Raw genomic sequence first — 14,983 nt, forward strand, 5'->3', positions numbered from 1 at the left:
CTAGCTAGCTTTTTAGAAAGAATAACGTTTTTTGTCACTTGGGGGTAGTGAAAATTCTTAAGTTGATGGGCATGTGTAGGTATCCCAATTGGCATTTTAGCTTCGCAAAATGAACGGTTTTCAAAATTTTTAAAACCGACATTAGATTTTATGCAAACAATGCCGGCTTTCGTATATCTGATTCCTGCGATTACATTTTTCGGAGTAGGAGTAGTACCTGGGATTATTGCATCGGTAATCTTTGCAATGCCACCGACAATTCGTTTTACTGACTTAGGAATTAGACAAGTTCCAGAAGATTTAATAGAAGCAGCGAATGCGTTTGGCTCTACCGCATCACAAAAATTATTTAAAGTACAATTACCACTCGCAACTGGAACGATCATGGCTGGTGTGAACCAAAGTATTATGCTCTCTTTATCAATGGTAGTAACAGCATCGCTTGTAGGAGCTCCAGGTCTTGGAGTTGATGTATACCGCTCTGTGACACAAGTTAATATCGGGATGGGATTTGAAGCGGGACTAGCCATTGTTGTCATTGCGATTATATTAGATCGTATTACACAAGGATTTCACCAAAAAAGAAGGTAACAAGAATACACACTTTATTATACAAAGTGTGTTTTTTGTTTGAATAGATTATATTCGAACGATAACAGAACCGTCAGCTGACGCAAAAACTTGTTTTTTTATTTCATTGATTTAATTCTTCGATGAATAACGATATGTTTGTTTAATAGCGACTTGAAAATCTCTTCTTAAGAAGAGGATTATGTGGTGGAAAAGTATAAGTAATAAAGTACATTTTTTGGAAATTATTAAGTGGAATAGCGAATATATTAGGAGACAGTGAAGTCATGTAAATAGATATTATTTTGGAAGAAATTATGAGAGGAGATGCTATTTTGTCTAAAAAGAAAAAAAGTAATGATGCCTTGGCGATAGGCGTCGGTATAGGGGTTGTAATCGGTGTAGTCCAAGGTTATTTTACAAATAATTTAGTAATCGGAATTGTGATTGGGATTGTAATTGGAGTTGTGGTTTTGAAGAAAAAATGAGGTGTAAATTCAATTCAAAATTGTTGTGTTAAAAGAATGAATTTTCGGAATATAAATCCTATTTTTCCTTTTTTTATGATATTATATATAAAAAGGATGGTGATGGATATGCCAACAAATAATCAAGAAGAACAAAATTGCTTCATTTGTGAAAAACATAAAGGAAATATTACAGTTCCAGGTGGAGCTATTTACGAAGATGAACTCGTTTACGTTGGACATGTCCACTGGGATAGCGAAGAAACGTATCTTGGTTATGTAATGATAGATATAAAAAGACATGTACCTGGTCTTGCTGAGCTAACAGATGAAGAAGCGAAAAGGTTCGGACTTATATCAAGTAGAGTAAGTAAAGCACTAAAAGAAAGTGAAGGTGCCGAACATATTTACACTTTTGTTTCAGGGAATGGTGTACCACATATGCATATGCACATCATACCGCGTTATGCAAATACACCAAAAGAGTTTTGGTCACCGACTGAAGTAGCGAAATGGAACGGTGCGCCTTATGGTGATACAGAAAAAATCAAAAAACTATGCGAAAGAATACGAAAGTATATGGTGAGTGAATATGCATACAACAAATAATAGACAACATTCATGGATTGGAAGTAGAGAAATGTGTTTAGACGAAATTTCGGTAAAGCAATATGGTGATATCGTGCTCGGTGCATATGGTGGGAATATTAGTGCCGGAGCAAAAAAGAATGAAGATGGTGCGTTAGTTTGGTCAAATGGTGATTGGGAATTTGCAGCTATATTAGATGGACATAATAGTGCAGAAAGTGTTGATTTAGTAGTAAATACAATTCAAAAAGAATATGAAAATATAAAAGAAATGATGAATGAATCGATTGATACAGTATTTCGATCTATTGAAAATCATATTCTTACAATCTTACAATCTTCTTCATTTAAGGAAAAGTGTAAAAGAATTAAAGGTGAAACAGCTTGCTTACTATGTGTAAGAAAAAAAATTATATATGGTGGCTATCTATTGGAGACTGTTTAGTTTATGTATTTCATGAAGAGTTACATAAGTTAGGACAATATGCATTAAATCAACGTCATTTTTACGAATGGATTGGAAATGTAAACACATTTGATTTACCTGTTCCTTGTTATTCAACAGGCATTCGTGAATTACGTAATGGAAAGAATCGAATTGTAATGGTGACAGATGGAGTATTAGAATGCGGGGAACGTCGGTATGAAACTCCTGTAAATCTGTATAGTGATATGAATAGAAATAATATAAAACTTGAAGAAAGTGTTCATCATGTATTAGAGCACGTTCATCATCAATTCGGACGCGATAGTGCGACAATTATTAGTTGGGACATTGATAATAAAGGAAAGGCTACTTATCCGAGTGATCAGCCAGAGAAAATAAAAGTAAGAAAATAAAAGGAGAGGGTTTTCTGTCAATTACCAAAATAACGCTATTAATTTTATGGGTACTATGTATATTCGTTTTTGAAAAAATAGCAAGAAAAAGATTAAACATCCCGAAACAAAAGGGATGGGATAATCAATATGTGAATAAAACACATAAATGGGGGAATAGAATTATTATTTTCTCTTATATAGTTGTTATTGCGATAAGTGCTTTGTTTCCAAACCGTATATTTATGGGGTATGTACCTCTTTTGTTTTTTATCACGTTATATGGATTTCAATCATATATGGAGTGGAAATATGATAAGGAATCGCGCGAGTTCTTGATTTCATTATTTGCAGTTACAGTGCTAATAATAACTGGATTAATTATATACTTCTTTCTTTAATAAATTTTCAATTAAAGATTTAAAGGAGGAAAATAATGAATAGATCTGTATTACGTGTAGAAGTTATTATTTATAATGGAGATAACTCAAAAGTGCTCGTTCAATGCGATGAAAATGAATCATTTTATCGTTTTCCAGGAGGCTCTATTGAATTTGGTGAACCAGCAAAAGAAGCGATAATACGAGAATTAATGGAAGAATACGATTTGAAAATTGATGTCCAAGAGCTAGCTGTTGTAAATGAGCATATTTTCGAGTGGAACAACGAAAAAGGACATCATTGTACATTGATATATTGGGGAACTGTTCAAGAGATGGTTACAAATGAAATAAGGCATAAAGAACATGAGAATATTATATTAATATGGAAGAGCATAGAGGAATTAAAGGAGAAGCCAACATATCCTGAAGGAATTGTAAGTTATTTAGAAGAGAATAACCATAATATAGTCCACTTTGTTTCTAAAAATATATAAAGTAATTGGAGGGATAACAATGGATATCTCTACAATTTTAATTATTATTATTGGACTGGGTATAGGTGGTTACTTTTTAGAACAGTTTTTAAGAAGAAAATTAAATATGGAGAAAAGAGGCTTCTTTGGATATAAGCATGTGAATAGTTTACATGTAAAATTAGAAATAGGTCTTATTATTATTTATGTAATAAGTAGTTGTTATTATATGTTTAAATTTGAAAACGCTAAAATGGCTTATGTCATGTTCACTTATTTAGGGATATCATGGACTTTAAGAGCATGGATGGAATGGAAATATGATAGAAAATCAAAAGAATATATACTTTCGATAACGGGAATGGTTTCTTTTATATTGATGCTCTCGATACTATTTTATTTCGTTCCACCTGCTGTATAATTAAAAATTTGATTATACATAATGAGATAACTAATAAATAAGAAACCATTTACTGCTAAATGGTTTCTTATTCAATTTAAACATTTAATTTCGCTAATACGGATTTAATGAAATTTGTTTTATCCTCTGCATATTGATGTTTATCATTAGGATTAGCCTGTGAAAGTTGAATCTTCAACTGTTCATACTGTATACGAGCAGTTTTATTGACTATTAAGTAATCTCTGAATTGCAATTGTTCTATTACATGTGTATTCCCTTTTTCATACATATGAATTTGATGAGTTCTTGGCTCACCTTTATTAAAATAATATCGTTCAGGCAATACATCTTTTCTATATTTTTAGTTTAGTAGTTCTAATTTTTTAATACAATGTATACCGTCCCTATAATTTTCTAATTCAATTGCTATATCAATAATGGGCTTTGCACTTAAATGTGGAATAGAAGTACTACCAATATGGTGTATCGCTAAAATATGTTCGCCAATTTGTTCCTCAATGAATTGTTTCTCCTTTACAAATTCAATTGCCCACTCTTCAGTCCATGGAACTAAAAACACTTTACCATAGGGTAAACCTAACATTTAATTAGCACCTCTTTCAAAATGGTTTTCAATAAAGGTAATTACATTTTCTTAAAGCTTCTCAAAACAAGATATTCCCACAATCTCCAAGGAAGAATTTTCTTTGCAAAGATCATAAATTTTACACCTTTACCGATTGGATAACGTAAATTCGTACGCTTAGACTCAGCAATTTCTACAATTTTATTAGCAACATCTATCGGATTACCAAATGTATCACTGCCGCTATTAATATGTTTTTGTATTTTATCCATATATTCTTTGTAAGGAGAAGTAGTATCAGATTGGTTTGTAGCTAGTTGTTTACCAACTTCCCATATATTCGTGTTATAAGAACCAGGTTCCACTAAAGCAACATCTATTCCAAAAGGTTTCACTTCTAAACGAAGGGATTCACTCCATCCTTCTAATGCATATTTGGAAGAAACGTAAGGAGATAGACCAGGGAATCCAACTTGACCACTAATGCTGCTTATATTAATGATTTTCCCACTTTTTTGTACTCTCATATAAGGTAAAACAAGCTGAGTGATTGAAATAGCACCAAAAAGGTTCGTTTCAAATTGTTTGCGATATTCCTCTACTGGAATTTCTTCTACAAAGCCACCATTAGCATATCCTGCATTATTAATAAGGAGGTCTACTTTGTTTATTTCTTTTAAAAATAATTGAAAGTTATGTATAGAGTTTTGATCGGTTACATCTAATTGTTGAACTGTTATGTTGTGCAGCAAGTTTAGTTGAGTAGCTTGAGATAGTAAGTTCGCTTGTTTTTCAAGGTTTCTCATTGTAGCGATAACTAAATAATCTTTTTTTGCGAGTTCGAGTGTAGTTAATAGTCCAAATCCACTTGAGGATCCTGTAATAATTGCGACTTTTTTGTTCATTTTCTGCCAGCTTTCTTTTTCTTTTATCATAACGAGTTATGATAAGAAAATCTATTATTCTTACATTCGTTTTGAGAGCATTACCCGTTAATTCTATATTCTATGAGATTTTTAAAAGAGGAAATTATACGGACTCAGCGTATATAGAGAAGTGAGTATGAATACGTTTATGAAATGAGGGAAGAATAATGGCCCATGTGAAGGATGTATTAGCAGATCAGTTATTAGCGAATGCGAACGATCCTAGTTGGTATATTCCGTTTTCAGATGCAGTTAAGGGTTTATCTGAGAGGGAAGCTTTCTGGAAACCGAATGAAGAGAGTAACAGTATAGCTGAAATTGTACAACATTTATTGTATTGGAATTCTACGTGGCAAACTAGATATAAAGAATCGAATGTGAATGCTGTGCCCGCTATTGGAGATAATAACAAAAGTTTTATGCTTTCAAATAATCAAACTTTCGATGAATTACGAGAAAAACTACTAGAGAAACTGTTACTATGGCAAAATCTCATAAATGAAGAAAAGGTTGAAAGCGATGTAGTGGGATTTCCTGTTTCTGCAAAGTGGTGGGAAGTGCTAGCCAATGTAACTACTCATAATGCATATCATATCGGTCAAATTATTTACATCCGAAAATTACAGAAGAGTTTTGATGGTGAATAAGATAATAATTTTCAAATTAGGTGAACAAAAGTGGACAAAACGAGACTAATGTCTCATTTTGTCCACTTTTTTATTTTCAACATAGAGAGAAAACCTATTAAATCAAGGATTGGAAATTGGCACGGTACTTGCAATATAAAAGATGAACAAGAAAATAGGAGGGCTGAACATGTTAAAAACAACTGAAAGTAAAGGGAATGGAATTACGAAAGAACAAGCTCGCTGGATGTACGAAAAAATGTTAGAGATTCGTAAGTTTGAAGATAAGGTGCATGAATTATTCGCGCAAGGCGTTCTGCCAGGTTTCGTCCATTTATACGCTGGGGAAGAAGCGGTAGCAGTTGGTGTATGTGCCCACTTAACGGATAGTGACAGTATTACAAGTACGCATAGAGGACATGGACACTGTATCGCAAAAGGTTGTGATTTAAACGGTATGATGGCTGAACTTTTCGGGAAAGCGACAGGATTATGTAAAGGTAAAGGCGGATCCATGCATATTGCTGATTTAGATAAAGGAATGCTTGGTGCAAATGGCATTGTAGGTGGTGGTTTCCCGCTTGCTTGCGGTTCGGCATTAACAGCTAAATATAAAGGAACGAAAGATGTAAGTGTTTGTTTCTTCGGTGATGGAGCAAATAATGAAGGAACATTCCATGAAGGGGTTAACTTAGCGGCGATTTGGAAGTTACCAGTTATTTTTATCGCTGAAAATAACGGTTACGGTGAAGCAACGACATTTGAATATGCTTCAAGTTGTGATTCTATTGCGGATCGTGCGAAAGCTTATAACATTCCAGGTGTTCAAGTGGATGGAAAAGATCTGCTAGCTGTATATAAAGCTGCTGAAGAAGCAGTAGAACGTGCGCGTAACGGCGGTGGTCCAACAATAATTGAATGTATGACATATCGTAATTACGGTCATTTCGAAGGTGAAGCACAAACGTATAAAACTTCAGAAGAAAAAGAAGAACATTTAAATGAAAAAGATGCGATTGTGAATTTCCGTAAGCATTTAATTCATGAAGCTGTATTAACTGAATCTGAGCTTGTAGATATGGAAAAGGCAGTAGATGAAGCGGTTCAAAAATCAATTGAATTTAGTGAAAATAGTCCATATCCAGAGGATGAAGAGTTATTAAAAGATGTATACGTTTCTTACAAATAAGAGGAGGGTGAAAAATAATGACTAGAACAGTAAGTATGTCAACTGCAATTAATGAAGCGATGAAAATATCGATGCGCCGTGATGAAAATGTAATTTTAATAGGAGAAGACGTTGCAGGTGGTGCACAAGTTGATCACTTGCAAGATGATGAAGCATGGGGCGGTGTTCTTGGTGTTACGAAAGGCCTTGTACAAGAATTTGGCCGAAATCGTATTTTAGATACACCAATTTCAGAAGCGGGTTACATGGGAGCAGCAATGGCAGCTGCGGCAACAGGACTACGTCCGATTGCTGAATTAATGTTTAATGATTTTATCGGTAGTTGTCTTGATCAAGTATTAAACCAAGGTGCAAAGTTCCGCTATATGTTCGGTGGTAAAGCGAAAGTGCCAGTTACAGTACGTACGATGCATGGTGCAGGTTTTAGCGCAGCTGCACAACATTCACAAAGTTTGTATGCGTTATTTACGAGCATTCCAGGTATAAAAGTTGTCGTTCCTTCTACTCCATATGACGCAAAAGGCTTACTATTAGCGGCAATTGAAGATGATGATCCGGTAATCTTCTTTGAAGATAAAACACTCTACAATATGAAGGGTGAAGTGCCAGAAGGTTATTACACAATTCCATTAGGAAAAGCGGATATTAAACGGGAAGGTTCTGACGTAACAATCGTCGCAATTGGAAAACAAGTTCATACAGCACTTGCGGCTGCTGAGCAATTATCGAAAAAAGGACTTGAAGTAGAAGTAATTGATCCACGTTCTTTATCACCACTGGATGAAGATACGATTTTAGCATCAGTTGAAAAAACAAATCGCCTTATTGTTATTGATGAAGCAAACCCAAGATGTAGTATCGCAACAGATATTGCGGCAATTGTAGCGGATAAAGGATTTGATTTGTTAGATGCACCTATTAAACGAATTACAGCACCACATACACCAGTTCCGTTCTCGCCACCACTTGAAAAGTTATATTTACCAACGCCGGAAAAAGTAATTGAAACTGTATCAGAAATGATCGGAGACCAAACTTTATTACATGTGTAATAAAACGATGAGAAGGGAGAGAGAAGCATGGCTGTAGAAGTTGTAATGCCGAAGTTAGGTATGGCGATGAAAGAAGGTATTATTACGAGCTGGAATATTAAAGCAGGCGATCATGTCTCAAAAGGTGAACTAATTGCTAGTATTAATTCGGAAAAAATCGAAACGGAAATAGAAGCACCAGCTGATGGAACTGTTCTTGATATAGCTGTTAGTGAAGATGAGGGAGTTCCACCTGGCACTGTCATTTGCTATATCGGTAAGCTGAACGAAAAAGTAGAAATCAATGAAAGTATAAATGTTGTAGAAGAAAAAGCACCTAATCTAGAGCCTAAAAAGGTCCAACATCCAGAACCATATGCGAAAGAAGTGGCGAAGCAAAGAATCAAAATTTCACCTGTAGCGAAGAAAATTGCAAAGTCTGAAAATCTAGATATCAAAGCATTAGTTGGTACAGGCCCTGGCGGAAGAATTACGAAGGCGGATGTATTAAAAGCGCTTGAAGAAAAAGTGACAGTTCCAGAAGTATTGGAACAAGAAGAAAGTAAAGTAATTCCTGTTACCGGTATGCGGAAAGCAATCGCAAACCGTATGCATGCAAGCTTACAAAATAGTGCGCAATTAACATTAACGATGAAAGTAGATGTTACAGATTTAGTTGCTTTACATAAAGAAATAGCGGCAGTTGTACAAAAACGATACGATAACAAACTAACTATTACGGATTTCGTTTCTCGTGCTGTTGTATTAGCGCTTGGAGAGCATAAAGAAATGAACAGTGCTTATATGGATGATACAATTCATCAATTTGAACATGTTCATTTAGGCATGGCAGTCGCATTAGAAAAAGGATTAGTCGTTCCAGCTATTCGCTTTGCTAATAATCTATCTTTAGTAGAGTTATCTAAACAAATTAAAAACGTTGCACAAAAAGCAAGAGAAGGTAGTTTAAGTAGTGATGATATGCAAGGGACAACCTTTACAATTAGTAATTTAGGTAGCTTCGGTATTGAATATTTTACGCCAGTATTAAATACACCTGAAACTGGTATTTTAGGTGTAGGTGCAATTGAACATGTTCCAGTATATAAAGGGAAGAAAATAAAAAAAGGCAGTATGTTACCTTTAAGTTTAACATTCGATCATCGTGTATTAGATGGTGCACCAGCAGCTGCATTTTTACGCACAATTAAACGTTATTTAGAAGAACCTGTAACAATTCTTTTATAAAGAGAAGGTGAGAGAATGAGTAAACTAGTCGTTATTGGTGGCGGACCTGCTGGCTATGTAGCGGCAATTACCGCAGCTCAAAATGGAAAAGATGTCACTCTTATTGATGAAGCTGATCTTGGCGGGACTTGTTTAAATGTTGGGTGCATGCCTACAAAATCATTGTTAGAAAGTGCAAAAGTGCATGACATTGTAAGAAAAGCGAATCATTATGGAGTTACACTCAATAATGGAAGTATATCAATTGATTGGAAGCAAATGCAGGCGAGGAAATCAAAAATTGTAACGCAGCTCGTTCAAGGAATTCAATATTTAATGAAGAAAAATAAAATAAAAGTTATACAAGGTAAAGCGAACTTTGAAACGGATTATCGTGTGCGGGTTATATACGGTGATAAAAAAGATGTAGTAGATGGAGAACAGTTCATTATAACGGCAGGTTCAGAACCGACTGCATTACCCTTTGCTCCATTTGACGGAAAGTGGATTTTAAATAGTAGCCATGTAATGTCCATAGATTATATACCAAAATCATTATTAATCGTTGGCGGTGGTGTAATAGGATGCGAGTTTGCAAGTATTTATAGTCGTCTTGGAACAAAAGTTACGATTGTTGAAATGGCACCGCAATTATTACCAGGTGAAGATGAAGATATCGCACACATTTTAAGAGGGAAACTAGAAAATGATGGTGTAGAAATATTTACAGGAGCAGCTTTAAAAGGATTAAATAATTATAAGAAGCAGGCTTCATTTGAATATGAAGGAAGTATCCAAGAAGTTAATCCAGAATTTGTTCTCGTTTCTGTCGGCCGAAAACCACGTGTACAACAATTAGATTTAGAAAAAGCAGGCATTCAATATTCAAATAAAGGAATTTCTGTGAATGAACATATGCAAACCAATGTATCACATATTTATGCAGCAGGAGATGTGATTGGTGGAATCCAGCTTGCTCACGTTGCATTCCATGAAGGAACGACGGCAGCATTACACGCGAGTGGAGAAGATGTAAAAGTAAACTATCATGCTGTACCTCGCTGTATTTATACCGCTCCAGAAATTGCTAGTGTCGGTTTAACAGAAAAAGATGCAAGAGAGCAGTACGGTGACATACAAATTGGAGAATTTCCTTTTACAGCAAATGGAAAAGCACTTATTATTGGAGAACAAACGGGGAAAGTAAAAGTTATTGTGGAACCTAAATATCAAGAAATTGTTGGAATTTCTATTATTGGTCCTCGTGCAACAGAACTAATTGGTCAAGGAACTGTAATGATTCATACGGAAGTTACTGCCGATATTATGAGAGATTATATTGCAGCGCATCCAACTTTATCTGAAGCGATTCATGAAGCTTTATTGCAAGCGGTAGGACATGCTGTACACGCTTAAATGGAATTATAATAAACCACTATTCTCTAAATGAATAAGAGAATAGTGGTTTGAATTTTTACGGGAGAAATTGAATATCCTATTATTTTTTTACGTCAATCGCTGAAGTAATATCGTTCCAATCAGCAGCTAAATTAGCAGTTTTACCGTACCAATCCGCATGTTTGAATACAACACCTTTTCCATAGCCTTGTGTTGAAGTATGCTCCCAAAGTGTCGTTGAATAACTTGCTGAAGGTGATGCTGTACTTACAGAGGAAATTCTGTCGTTCCAGCTAGATGGTAAGTTTTTAAAGCCGCTGCTCCAGTAAATATATTGACCACCTTTATCTTTATGTTCATAAAAATCAGTACTACCAGCACCGCTACCTAAAGGATTAATTTTATTTTTAAGTACTTTTTTATCCTTTTCAATATAAGCATCTAATGTTTCGCGGCTAGTAAAACCATAAGCTAGCCAATCTCCATTTTCATTTTGCTCTGGTAATACCATAGTAATTTGGATGTCTTTCTTATCTTGATCACTTAATTTTGTAAGAGAATTAACATTCTGTTCATCCACTTTTAAATAATCAAAAGACTTAATTGTATTACCTTTTTCTTCAGCACTTGCTACTCCTAGTCCTCCAGTTAATGCAAATCCCGCTACTAATGTACCTGCTACTAATTTCTTCAACATATAACCATCCCTTTTAGTTTAGATTTTTGTACAGGTGAATCTTTGTACTAGTAAAATGCATTCTAATTATCAACTATTGTAAATATTCTGAAGTTTTAGAAATAAAAGATGGAATATTTACAGTTTTGCATTTTTTCTTTAGAAAAAATAGTTATTAGAATGATATAATAAATAGATATATCGATTTTGTTGGATCTTAAAATGTTTTAGGGGGAAAGTCTTTGAAGTATTTTAATAAAGATTGGTATAAAGAAATGCAAGTATCTGGTTTTTTAAATTTCCCAGAAACAGTAGAAGAATGGGAAGAGATGTTGCGAGAGAGCGAAAAGGTAGGAATGGATTATAAGCAAAGTTTAAGAGAAGACGTGGAAGAAAAGAAAGAAGATTTATTAAAGTTCCTCCCTAAATCACTGCATCCATACATTCATGACAATACAATTAATTCAGAATACCCAACGGAAAAATTAAAGAGACTTATGCTTGAGTGGACAAAAGATTATGAGAAAAGAATGAATGATTTAGAGCAAGCCTATATAGATAATTATAATTCTATAAAAGAAAAGCTCGCGCAGAATGTCGTTCAACTACATGAATACTCACTACATGACAGTGTAGTCAAATCAGTGGAGAAAAAATCAGAAGCTACGCTAATTATAACTTTAGATTGCAGTGGTACTTTCAGTGAATTTGATAAACTACAAGCAACTTTTATAGGAGTAACGAAATGTTCTATCCCGGAAAATTTTGAAGGTGCTTGGTGGTTATGTCATGAAATAGATTTTGCTGAAGATGGTTTTGAACTAGGGGTTTTATTTGATTGTCCATTTGAAGAAGTGATGATTTGTGCAAAAAATGTATTGCTGGAAATAGATAACTAGTAAACTTTATAACTCTATAAATAAAAAACAGTCTTATATGACTGTTTTTTATTTAGATACTAAATGATCCAGCTTCCAATATGTATCTGTTAATGGCGCAGCTTTGCTATCTATGTATAAATACATATTATTTAAATCTTTTGGAGAATCTTTCATATTAAATACAATGTCGGTAGTTAAAGAAAACTCAGATGGAACCTTTTTAGCATTTTCATTTTGTATAACTTCACCTTTGTATTTTTTACCCGTTTTTTCATCTTTTATGAAATATTTTATTTCTGAAAGATCTATCGTTTGTCCGTCAACACGAGCATTATTTATAGTAACGCGAGCTGTGAGACGCCACTCTTTGTCTATTTTTTCAAATTTAGCATTTTCAACAGTTGCTCTATAGTATTCGTTTTTAAAGATTTCCCCATAGTGCATTGCATTTTTTGCTAGAGCGCTTTTTTCTTGTTTTGGTGTAGCATTTCCACTACATCCTGCCATTATCCCTGTAAATAATAATGCTGTACAAGTTACTTTCATTAAAGATTTCATAGTAATTCCTTTCTGTGTTAAAAAGTAAAATATAGGAATAATTTTACATTAATAGAAGGATGAATGGAAGTATAATTGTGAAATATGCAAATATGCATTTATTTAGTTGTTAATTTAATGGGATAGAAAAAGGGAGAAAACCTGTATAGAGCTGAATAAAGAAGTATTGAAAATATTGTAAAATAGAAAAAACATGCATATAATTAAAAGATGAATAAATTTTCTGGATATTAAATGATAGTGGTGAGAACATGTTTACTGAAGAGCGTAGAGAGAAAATTTTAGAGTTACTTAAGAAAAATGGAAGGGTCATTGCAAAGGATCTTGCGGAAAGTTTCGATATGTCTATCGATTCTATAAGAAGAGATTTGTCTATTATGGAGAAGGATGGCTTGTTAAAAAGAACACATGGAGGAGCAATTGAACTTGCTAGAGTACGGAATTTAGCTACCAAGCCATTGAAACGTTATAGTAATGGTTCTGTATATGAAGACGCAATTGCAAAAATCGCAGCTTCTTATATACAAGAAGGAGATTCCGTTTTTATTGGTGGAGCTTCTATTCATTATGCCATGTTAAAATATTTACCTGAAACATCATTTACAGTTGTTTCGAATGCTTTAGAAATTGCTAGTACGTTACGGGAATATAAGAACATTGATACGTACTTAATTGGTGGAAAGGTGAAACCATCAGGAAATATGACAGATACACTTGCCTCAGAGTTGATAAGTAGATTTTCTATTGATCTTAATTTCTCTACAGGTGGTGGCATTTCATTAAACGGTATAAGTACTGCAACGCCGGAAGTTGCTTTTTTTAGTAAAACAGTAAGTAAGATTGCTAGAAGAAATATTTGTTTAGCTCCTCACAATAAACTTGGAATAGACTACTTTATAAAAGGAGAGTCACTGATTGAAATTGACATTATAATAACAGATTCGGAGGCTAGTAAAGAAACAATTCAAGAATTTGAGAAACAAGGTAAAGAAATTGTAATAGCATCAATAGACTGCATTTAAAAGGAGTTTGAAATGATTATAAAAGGGCAAGAGTTTCACATAAATGGATTAGTTTATACAGTTCGTTCTGCAGCTGAAACAGATGCGGAACAGTTGTCGGAAATTAGAGTTCAGATCGATGGAGAAACTGAAAATATGGATAGAGAAGCTGGAGAGGGATTTATAGATAAGATAGGGTTTCAAAAAATAATAAAAACAGATAGTGAAGAGAGTAAGAATCTGTTTTTAGTTGCAGAAGTGCACAACCGAATCGTTGGATTTTCAAGGTGCGAAGGTTCAAATCTGAAGAGGTTATCTCATAAAGTAGAATTTGGCGTTTGTATTTTAAAAGAGTTTTGGGGATATGGAATGGGTAAGAGGTTATTGCAACAATCTATTCATTGGGCTGATGAAAATGAGATTAAAAAGATATCATTACAAGTATTAGAGACAAACGAAAAAGCCATTCAGCTATATAAAAAATTAGGTTTTGAAGTAGAAGGTATTTTAAAAAATGATAAAAGGCTGTCGGATGGGAAGTATTATAATACGGTTGTAATGGGAAGGTGTATTTGAGTCTGTTCATTAAAGAGGTGGAAATGTATGTTTTATAGAAGAAAGTACTATATAGTAAAAAATGAATTTATTAAAATTTTTAATGATCATTTCAATCATACGAACTTACCTAATCAGTTAAAGCATGGCTCTAGGCTAATAGGACGCTGGATGAAAGATAATAAGAATGGTACGACCGAAGTGTTTGCCATATGGGAATATGATAGTTATGAACAGTATAAAGAAATAGAATCAAAGATTAGAAATGACGAGAAACATGCTAGAAGAATACATGAATGGTATGAAAAACATGGCGGAAGAGAATATGTTTTACAGGAGTACATAGTAGAGATGAAAAATGAAGAGTTAGTGTGTACTGTAAAGTGATAGAGAGGTGAGGGATAATGGGAATGAAAACAAAATTATATTTTAGTGTAGCATCCACAATTTTATTTGCAATAGCCGTGAGTGTTTTCTTTATAAATGGAAATCCACAAAAGTGGTTTTGGTTATGTATTTTCTTTGCTTGCATTATACAAAATATAGTGCTACTAAAAAAGAATAAAGAAGTGCATTAAGATATTCAAATTATTAACATATTTGTGTCGTCTTTCTAGTTTTGTTGA

17 protein-coding genes and 3 pseudogenes are annotated in these 14,983 nt (G+C 33.9%); 16 read left to right on the forward strand and 4 right to left on the reverse strand.

Annotated elements, in window-relative coordinates:
• Nucleotides 1-75: 75 nt before the first annotated feature.
• The 7 genes and pseudogenes from PDQ33_RS19890 to PDQ33_RS19920 form a co-directional block, all read left to right on the forward strand.
• Nucleotides 76-591: pseudogene (locus PDQ33_RS19890) on the forward strand (ABC transporter permease); the annotation flags it as partial.
• Nucleotides 592-887: 296 nt separating this feature from the next.
• Nucleotides 888-1,058 carry a hypothetical protein gene (locus PDQ33_RS19895; protein WP_001992228.1) on the forward strand — a complete coding sequence of 57 codons (171 nt, stop codon included), beginning with the start codon at nt 888-890 and terminating at the stop codon, nt 1,056-1,058.
• Nucleotides 1,059-1,160: 102 nt separating this feature from the next.
• A complete protein-coding gene (locus tag PDQ33_RS19900; protein WP_061130474.1) occupies nt 1,161-1,646 on the forward strand; it encodes an HIT family protein in 486 nt (161 codons plus the stop codon).
• Between the two features lie 31 nt (nt 1,647-1,677).
• Nucleotides 1,678-2,465: pseudogene (locus tag PDQ33_RS19905) on the forward strand (PP2C family serine/threonine-protein phosphatase).
• A 41-nt stretch (nt 2,466-2,506) separates the two neighbouring features.
• Nucleotides 2,507-2,845 carry a DUF4181 domain-containing protein gene (locus PDQ33_RS19910; protein WP_270756493.1) on the forward strand — a complete coding sequence of 113 codons (339 nt, stop codon included), beginning with the start codon at nt 2,507-2,509 and terminating at the stop codon, nt 2,843-2,845.
• Nucleotides 2,846-2,880: 35 nt separating this feature from the next.
• Entirely contained in the window at nt 2,881-3,321 is a 441-nt protein-coding gene (locus PDQ33_RS19915) for an NUDIX domain-containing protein (protein WP_001082139.1), read from the forward strand.
• A gap of 19 nt (nt 3,322-3,340) precedes the next feature.
• Nucleotides 3,341-3,721, forward strand: coding sequence for a DUF4181 domain-containing protein (locus tag PDQ33_RS19920; RefSeq protein ID WP_000355403.1), 381 nt, complete (start codon nt 3,341-3,343; stop codon nt 3,719-3,721).
• Nucleotides 3,722-3,797: 76 nt separating this feature from the next.
• Here the strand turns inward: PDQ33_RS19920 and PDQ33_RS19925 are convergent.
• Nucleotides 3,798-4,307 (reverse strand): annotated as a pseudogene (locus PDQ33_RS19925) (GrpB family protein).
• A 41-nt stretch (nt 4,308-4,348) separates the two neighbouring features.
• On the reverse strand, nt 4,349-5,194 hold the full coding sequence (locus tag PDQ33_RS19930; RefSeq protein WP_061130476.1) for an oxidoreductase: 846 nt from the start codon (nt 5,192-5,194) through the stop codon (nt 4,349-4,351).
• A gap of 188 nt (nt 5,195-5,382) precedes the next feature.
• Between PDQ33_RS19930 and PDQ33_RS19935 the strand changes: the two genes are divergently transcribed.
• From PDQ33_RS19935 to lpdA, 5 genes are all read left to right on the forward strand, one after another.
• A complete protein-coding gene (locus PDQ33_RS19935; RefSeq protein WP_000951609.1) occupies nt 5,383-5,862 on the forward strand; it encodes a DinB family protein in 480 nt (159 codons plus the stop codon).
• Between the two features lie 169 nt (nt 5,863-6,031).
• Complete coding sequence (gene acoA / locus PDQ33_RS19940; RefSeq protein WP_061130477.1) at nt 6,032-7,030, forward strand: acetoin:2,6-dichlorophenolindophenol oxidoreductase subunit alpha; 999 nt, start codon at nt 6,032-6,034, stop codon at nt 7,028-7,030.
• A gap of 17 nt (nt 7,031-7,047) precedes the next feature.
• Entirely contained in the window at nt 7,048-8,082 is a 1,035-nt protein-coding gene (gene acoB / locus PDQ33_RS19945) for an acetoin:2,6-dichlorophenolindophenol oxidoreductase subunit beta (protein WP_000198894.1), read from the forward strand.
• A gap of 27 nt (nt 8,083-8,109) precedes the next feature.
• Complete coding sequence (locus tag PDQ33_RS19950; RefSeq protein ID WP_000257752.1) at nt 8,110-9,309, forward strand: dihydrolipoamide acetyltransferase family protein; 1,200 nt, start codon at nt 8,110-8,112, stop codon at nt 9,307-9,309.
• Nucleotides 9,310-9,324: 15 nt separating this feature from the next.
• The gene (lpdA, locus tag PDQ33_RS19955; RefSeq protein WP_270756490.1) at nt 9,325-10,704 is read left to right on the forward strand and encodes a dihydrolipoyl dehydrogenase; all 1,380 of its coding nucleotides are present in this window, start codon (nt 9,325-9,327) and stop codon (nt 10,702-10,704) included.
• 82 nt (nt 10,705-10,786) lie between these two features.
• On the opposite strand, the gene PDQ33_RS19960 is transcribed toward lpdA, so the two are convergent.
• Nucleotides 10,787-11,383, reverse strand: coding sequence for a hypothetical protein (locus PDQ33_RS19960; RefSeq protein ID WP_000914447.1), 597 nt, complete (start codon nt 11,381-11,383; stop codon nt 10,787-10,789).
• 221 nt (nt 11,384-11,604) lie between these two features.
• Here PDQ33_RS19960 and PDQ33_RS19965 point away from each other — a divergent pair, with 221 nt between their 5' ends.
• Nucleotides 11,605-12,261, forward strand: a complete 657-nt coding sequence (locus tag PDQ33_RS19965) for a DUF4085 family protein (protein WP_000873325.1) — start codon at nt 11,605-11,607, stop codon at nt 12,259-12,261.
• Between the two features lie 48 nt (nt 12,262-12,309).
• On the opposite strand, the gene PDQ33_RS19970 is transcribed toward PDQ33_RS19965, so the two are convergent.
• Nucleotides 12,310-12,801, reverse strand: a complete 492-nt coding sequence (locus tag PDQ33_RS19970) for a hypothetical protein (protein ID WP_000838798.1) — start codon at nt 12,799-12,801, stop codon at nt 12,310-12,312.
• Nucleotides 12,802-13,052: 251 nt separating this feature from the next.
• Between PDQ33_RS19970 and PDQ33_RS19975 the strand changes: the two genes are divergently transcribed.
• The 3 genes from PDQ33_RS19975 to PDQ33_RS19985 are packed head-to-tail and all read left to right on the forward strand — an operon-like array spanning nt 13,053 to nt 14,744.
• A complete protein-coding gene (locus PDQ33_RS19975; protein ID WP_270756491.1) occupies nt 13,053-13,823 on the forward strand; it encodes a DeoR/GlpR family DNA-binding transcription regulator in 771 nt (256 codons plus the stop codon).
• Nucleotides 13,824-13,835: 12 nt separating this feature from the next.
• Nucleotides 13,836-14,378: a GNAT family N-acetyltransferase gene (locus PDQ33_RS19980; protein WP_061130386.1), complete on the forward strand. Its 543-nt coding sequence runs from the start codon at nt 13,836-13,838 to the stop codon at nt 14,376-14,378.
• A 27-nt stretch (nt 14,379-14,405) separates the two neighbouring features.
• A complete protein-coding gene (locus PDQ33_RS19985) occupies nt 14,406-14,744 on the forward strand; it encodes an NIPSNAP family protein (RefSeq protein WP_000499967.1) in 339 nt (112 codons plus the stop codon).
• Nucleotides 14,745-14,983 lie beyond the last annotated feature (239 nt).

The organism is Bacillus cereus group sp. Bc031, from assembly GCF_027716265.1.
GTDB classification, from domain to species: domain Bacteria; phylum Bacillota; class Bacilli; order Bacillales; family Bacillaceae_G; genus Bacillus_A; species Bacillus_A paranthracis.

Coding starts and splice junctions, on each gene's coding strand:
- PDQ33_RS19980 (WP_061130386.1), top strand. CDS start 13,836: ATGATTATAAAAGGGCAAGAGTTTCACATAAATGGATTAGTTTATACA.
- PDQ33_RS19975 (WP_270756491.1), top strand. CDS start 13,053: ATGTTTACTGAAGAGCGTAGAGAGAAAATTTTAGAGTTACTTAAGAAA.
- PDQ33_RS19900 (WP_061130474.1), top strand. CDS start 1,161: ATGGATATGCCAACAAATAATCAAGAAGAACAAAATTGCTTCATTTGT.
- PDQ33_RS19930 (WP_061130476.1), bottom strand. CDS start 5,194: ATGAACAAAAAAGTCGCAATTATTACAGGATCCTCAAGTGGATTTGGA.
- acoB (WP_000198894.1), top strand. CDS start 7,048: ATGACTAGAACAGTAAGTATGTCAACTGCAATTAATGAAGCGATGAAA.
- PDQ33_RS19985 (WP_000499967.1), top strand. CDS start 14,406: ATGTTTTATAGAAGAAAGTACTATATAGTAAAAAATGAATTTATTAAA.
- PDQ33_RS19920 (WP_000355403.1), top strand. CDS start 3,341: ATGGATATCTCTACAATTTTAATTATTATTATTGGACTGGGTATAGGT.
- PDQ33_RS19935 (WP_000951609.1), top strand. CDS start 5,383: ATGGCCCATGTGAAGGATGTATTAGCAGATCAGTTATTAGCGAATGCG.
- PDQ33_RS19970 (WP_000838798.1), bottom strand. CDS start 12,801: ATGAAATCTTTAATGAAAGTAACTTGTACAGCATTATTATTTACAGGG.
- PDQ33_RS19960 (WP_000914447.1), bottom strand. CDS start 11,383: ATGTTGAAGAAATTAGTAGCAGGTACATTAGTAGCGGGATTTGCATTA.
- PDQ33_RS19915 (WP_001082139.1), top strand. CDS start 2,881: ATGAATAGATCTGTATTACGTGTAGAAGTTATTATTTATAATGGAGAT.
- PDQ33_RS19950 (WP_000257752.1), top strand. CDS start 8,110: ATGGCTGTAGAAGTTGTAATGCCGAAGTTAGGTATGGCGATGAAAGAA.
- PDQ33_RS19895 (WP_001992228.1), top strand. CDS start 888: ATGAGAGGAGATGCTATTTTGTCTAAAAAGAAAAAAAGTAATGATGCC.
- lpdA (WP_270756490.1), top strand. CDS start 9,325: ATGAGTAAACTAGTCGTTATTGGTGGCGGACCTGCTGGCTATGTAGCG.
- acoA (WP_061130477.1), top strand. CDS start 6,032: ATGTTAAAAACAACTGAAAGTAAAGGGAATGGAATTACGAAAGAACAA.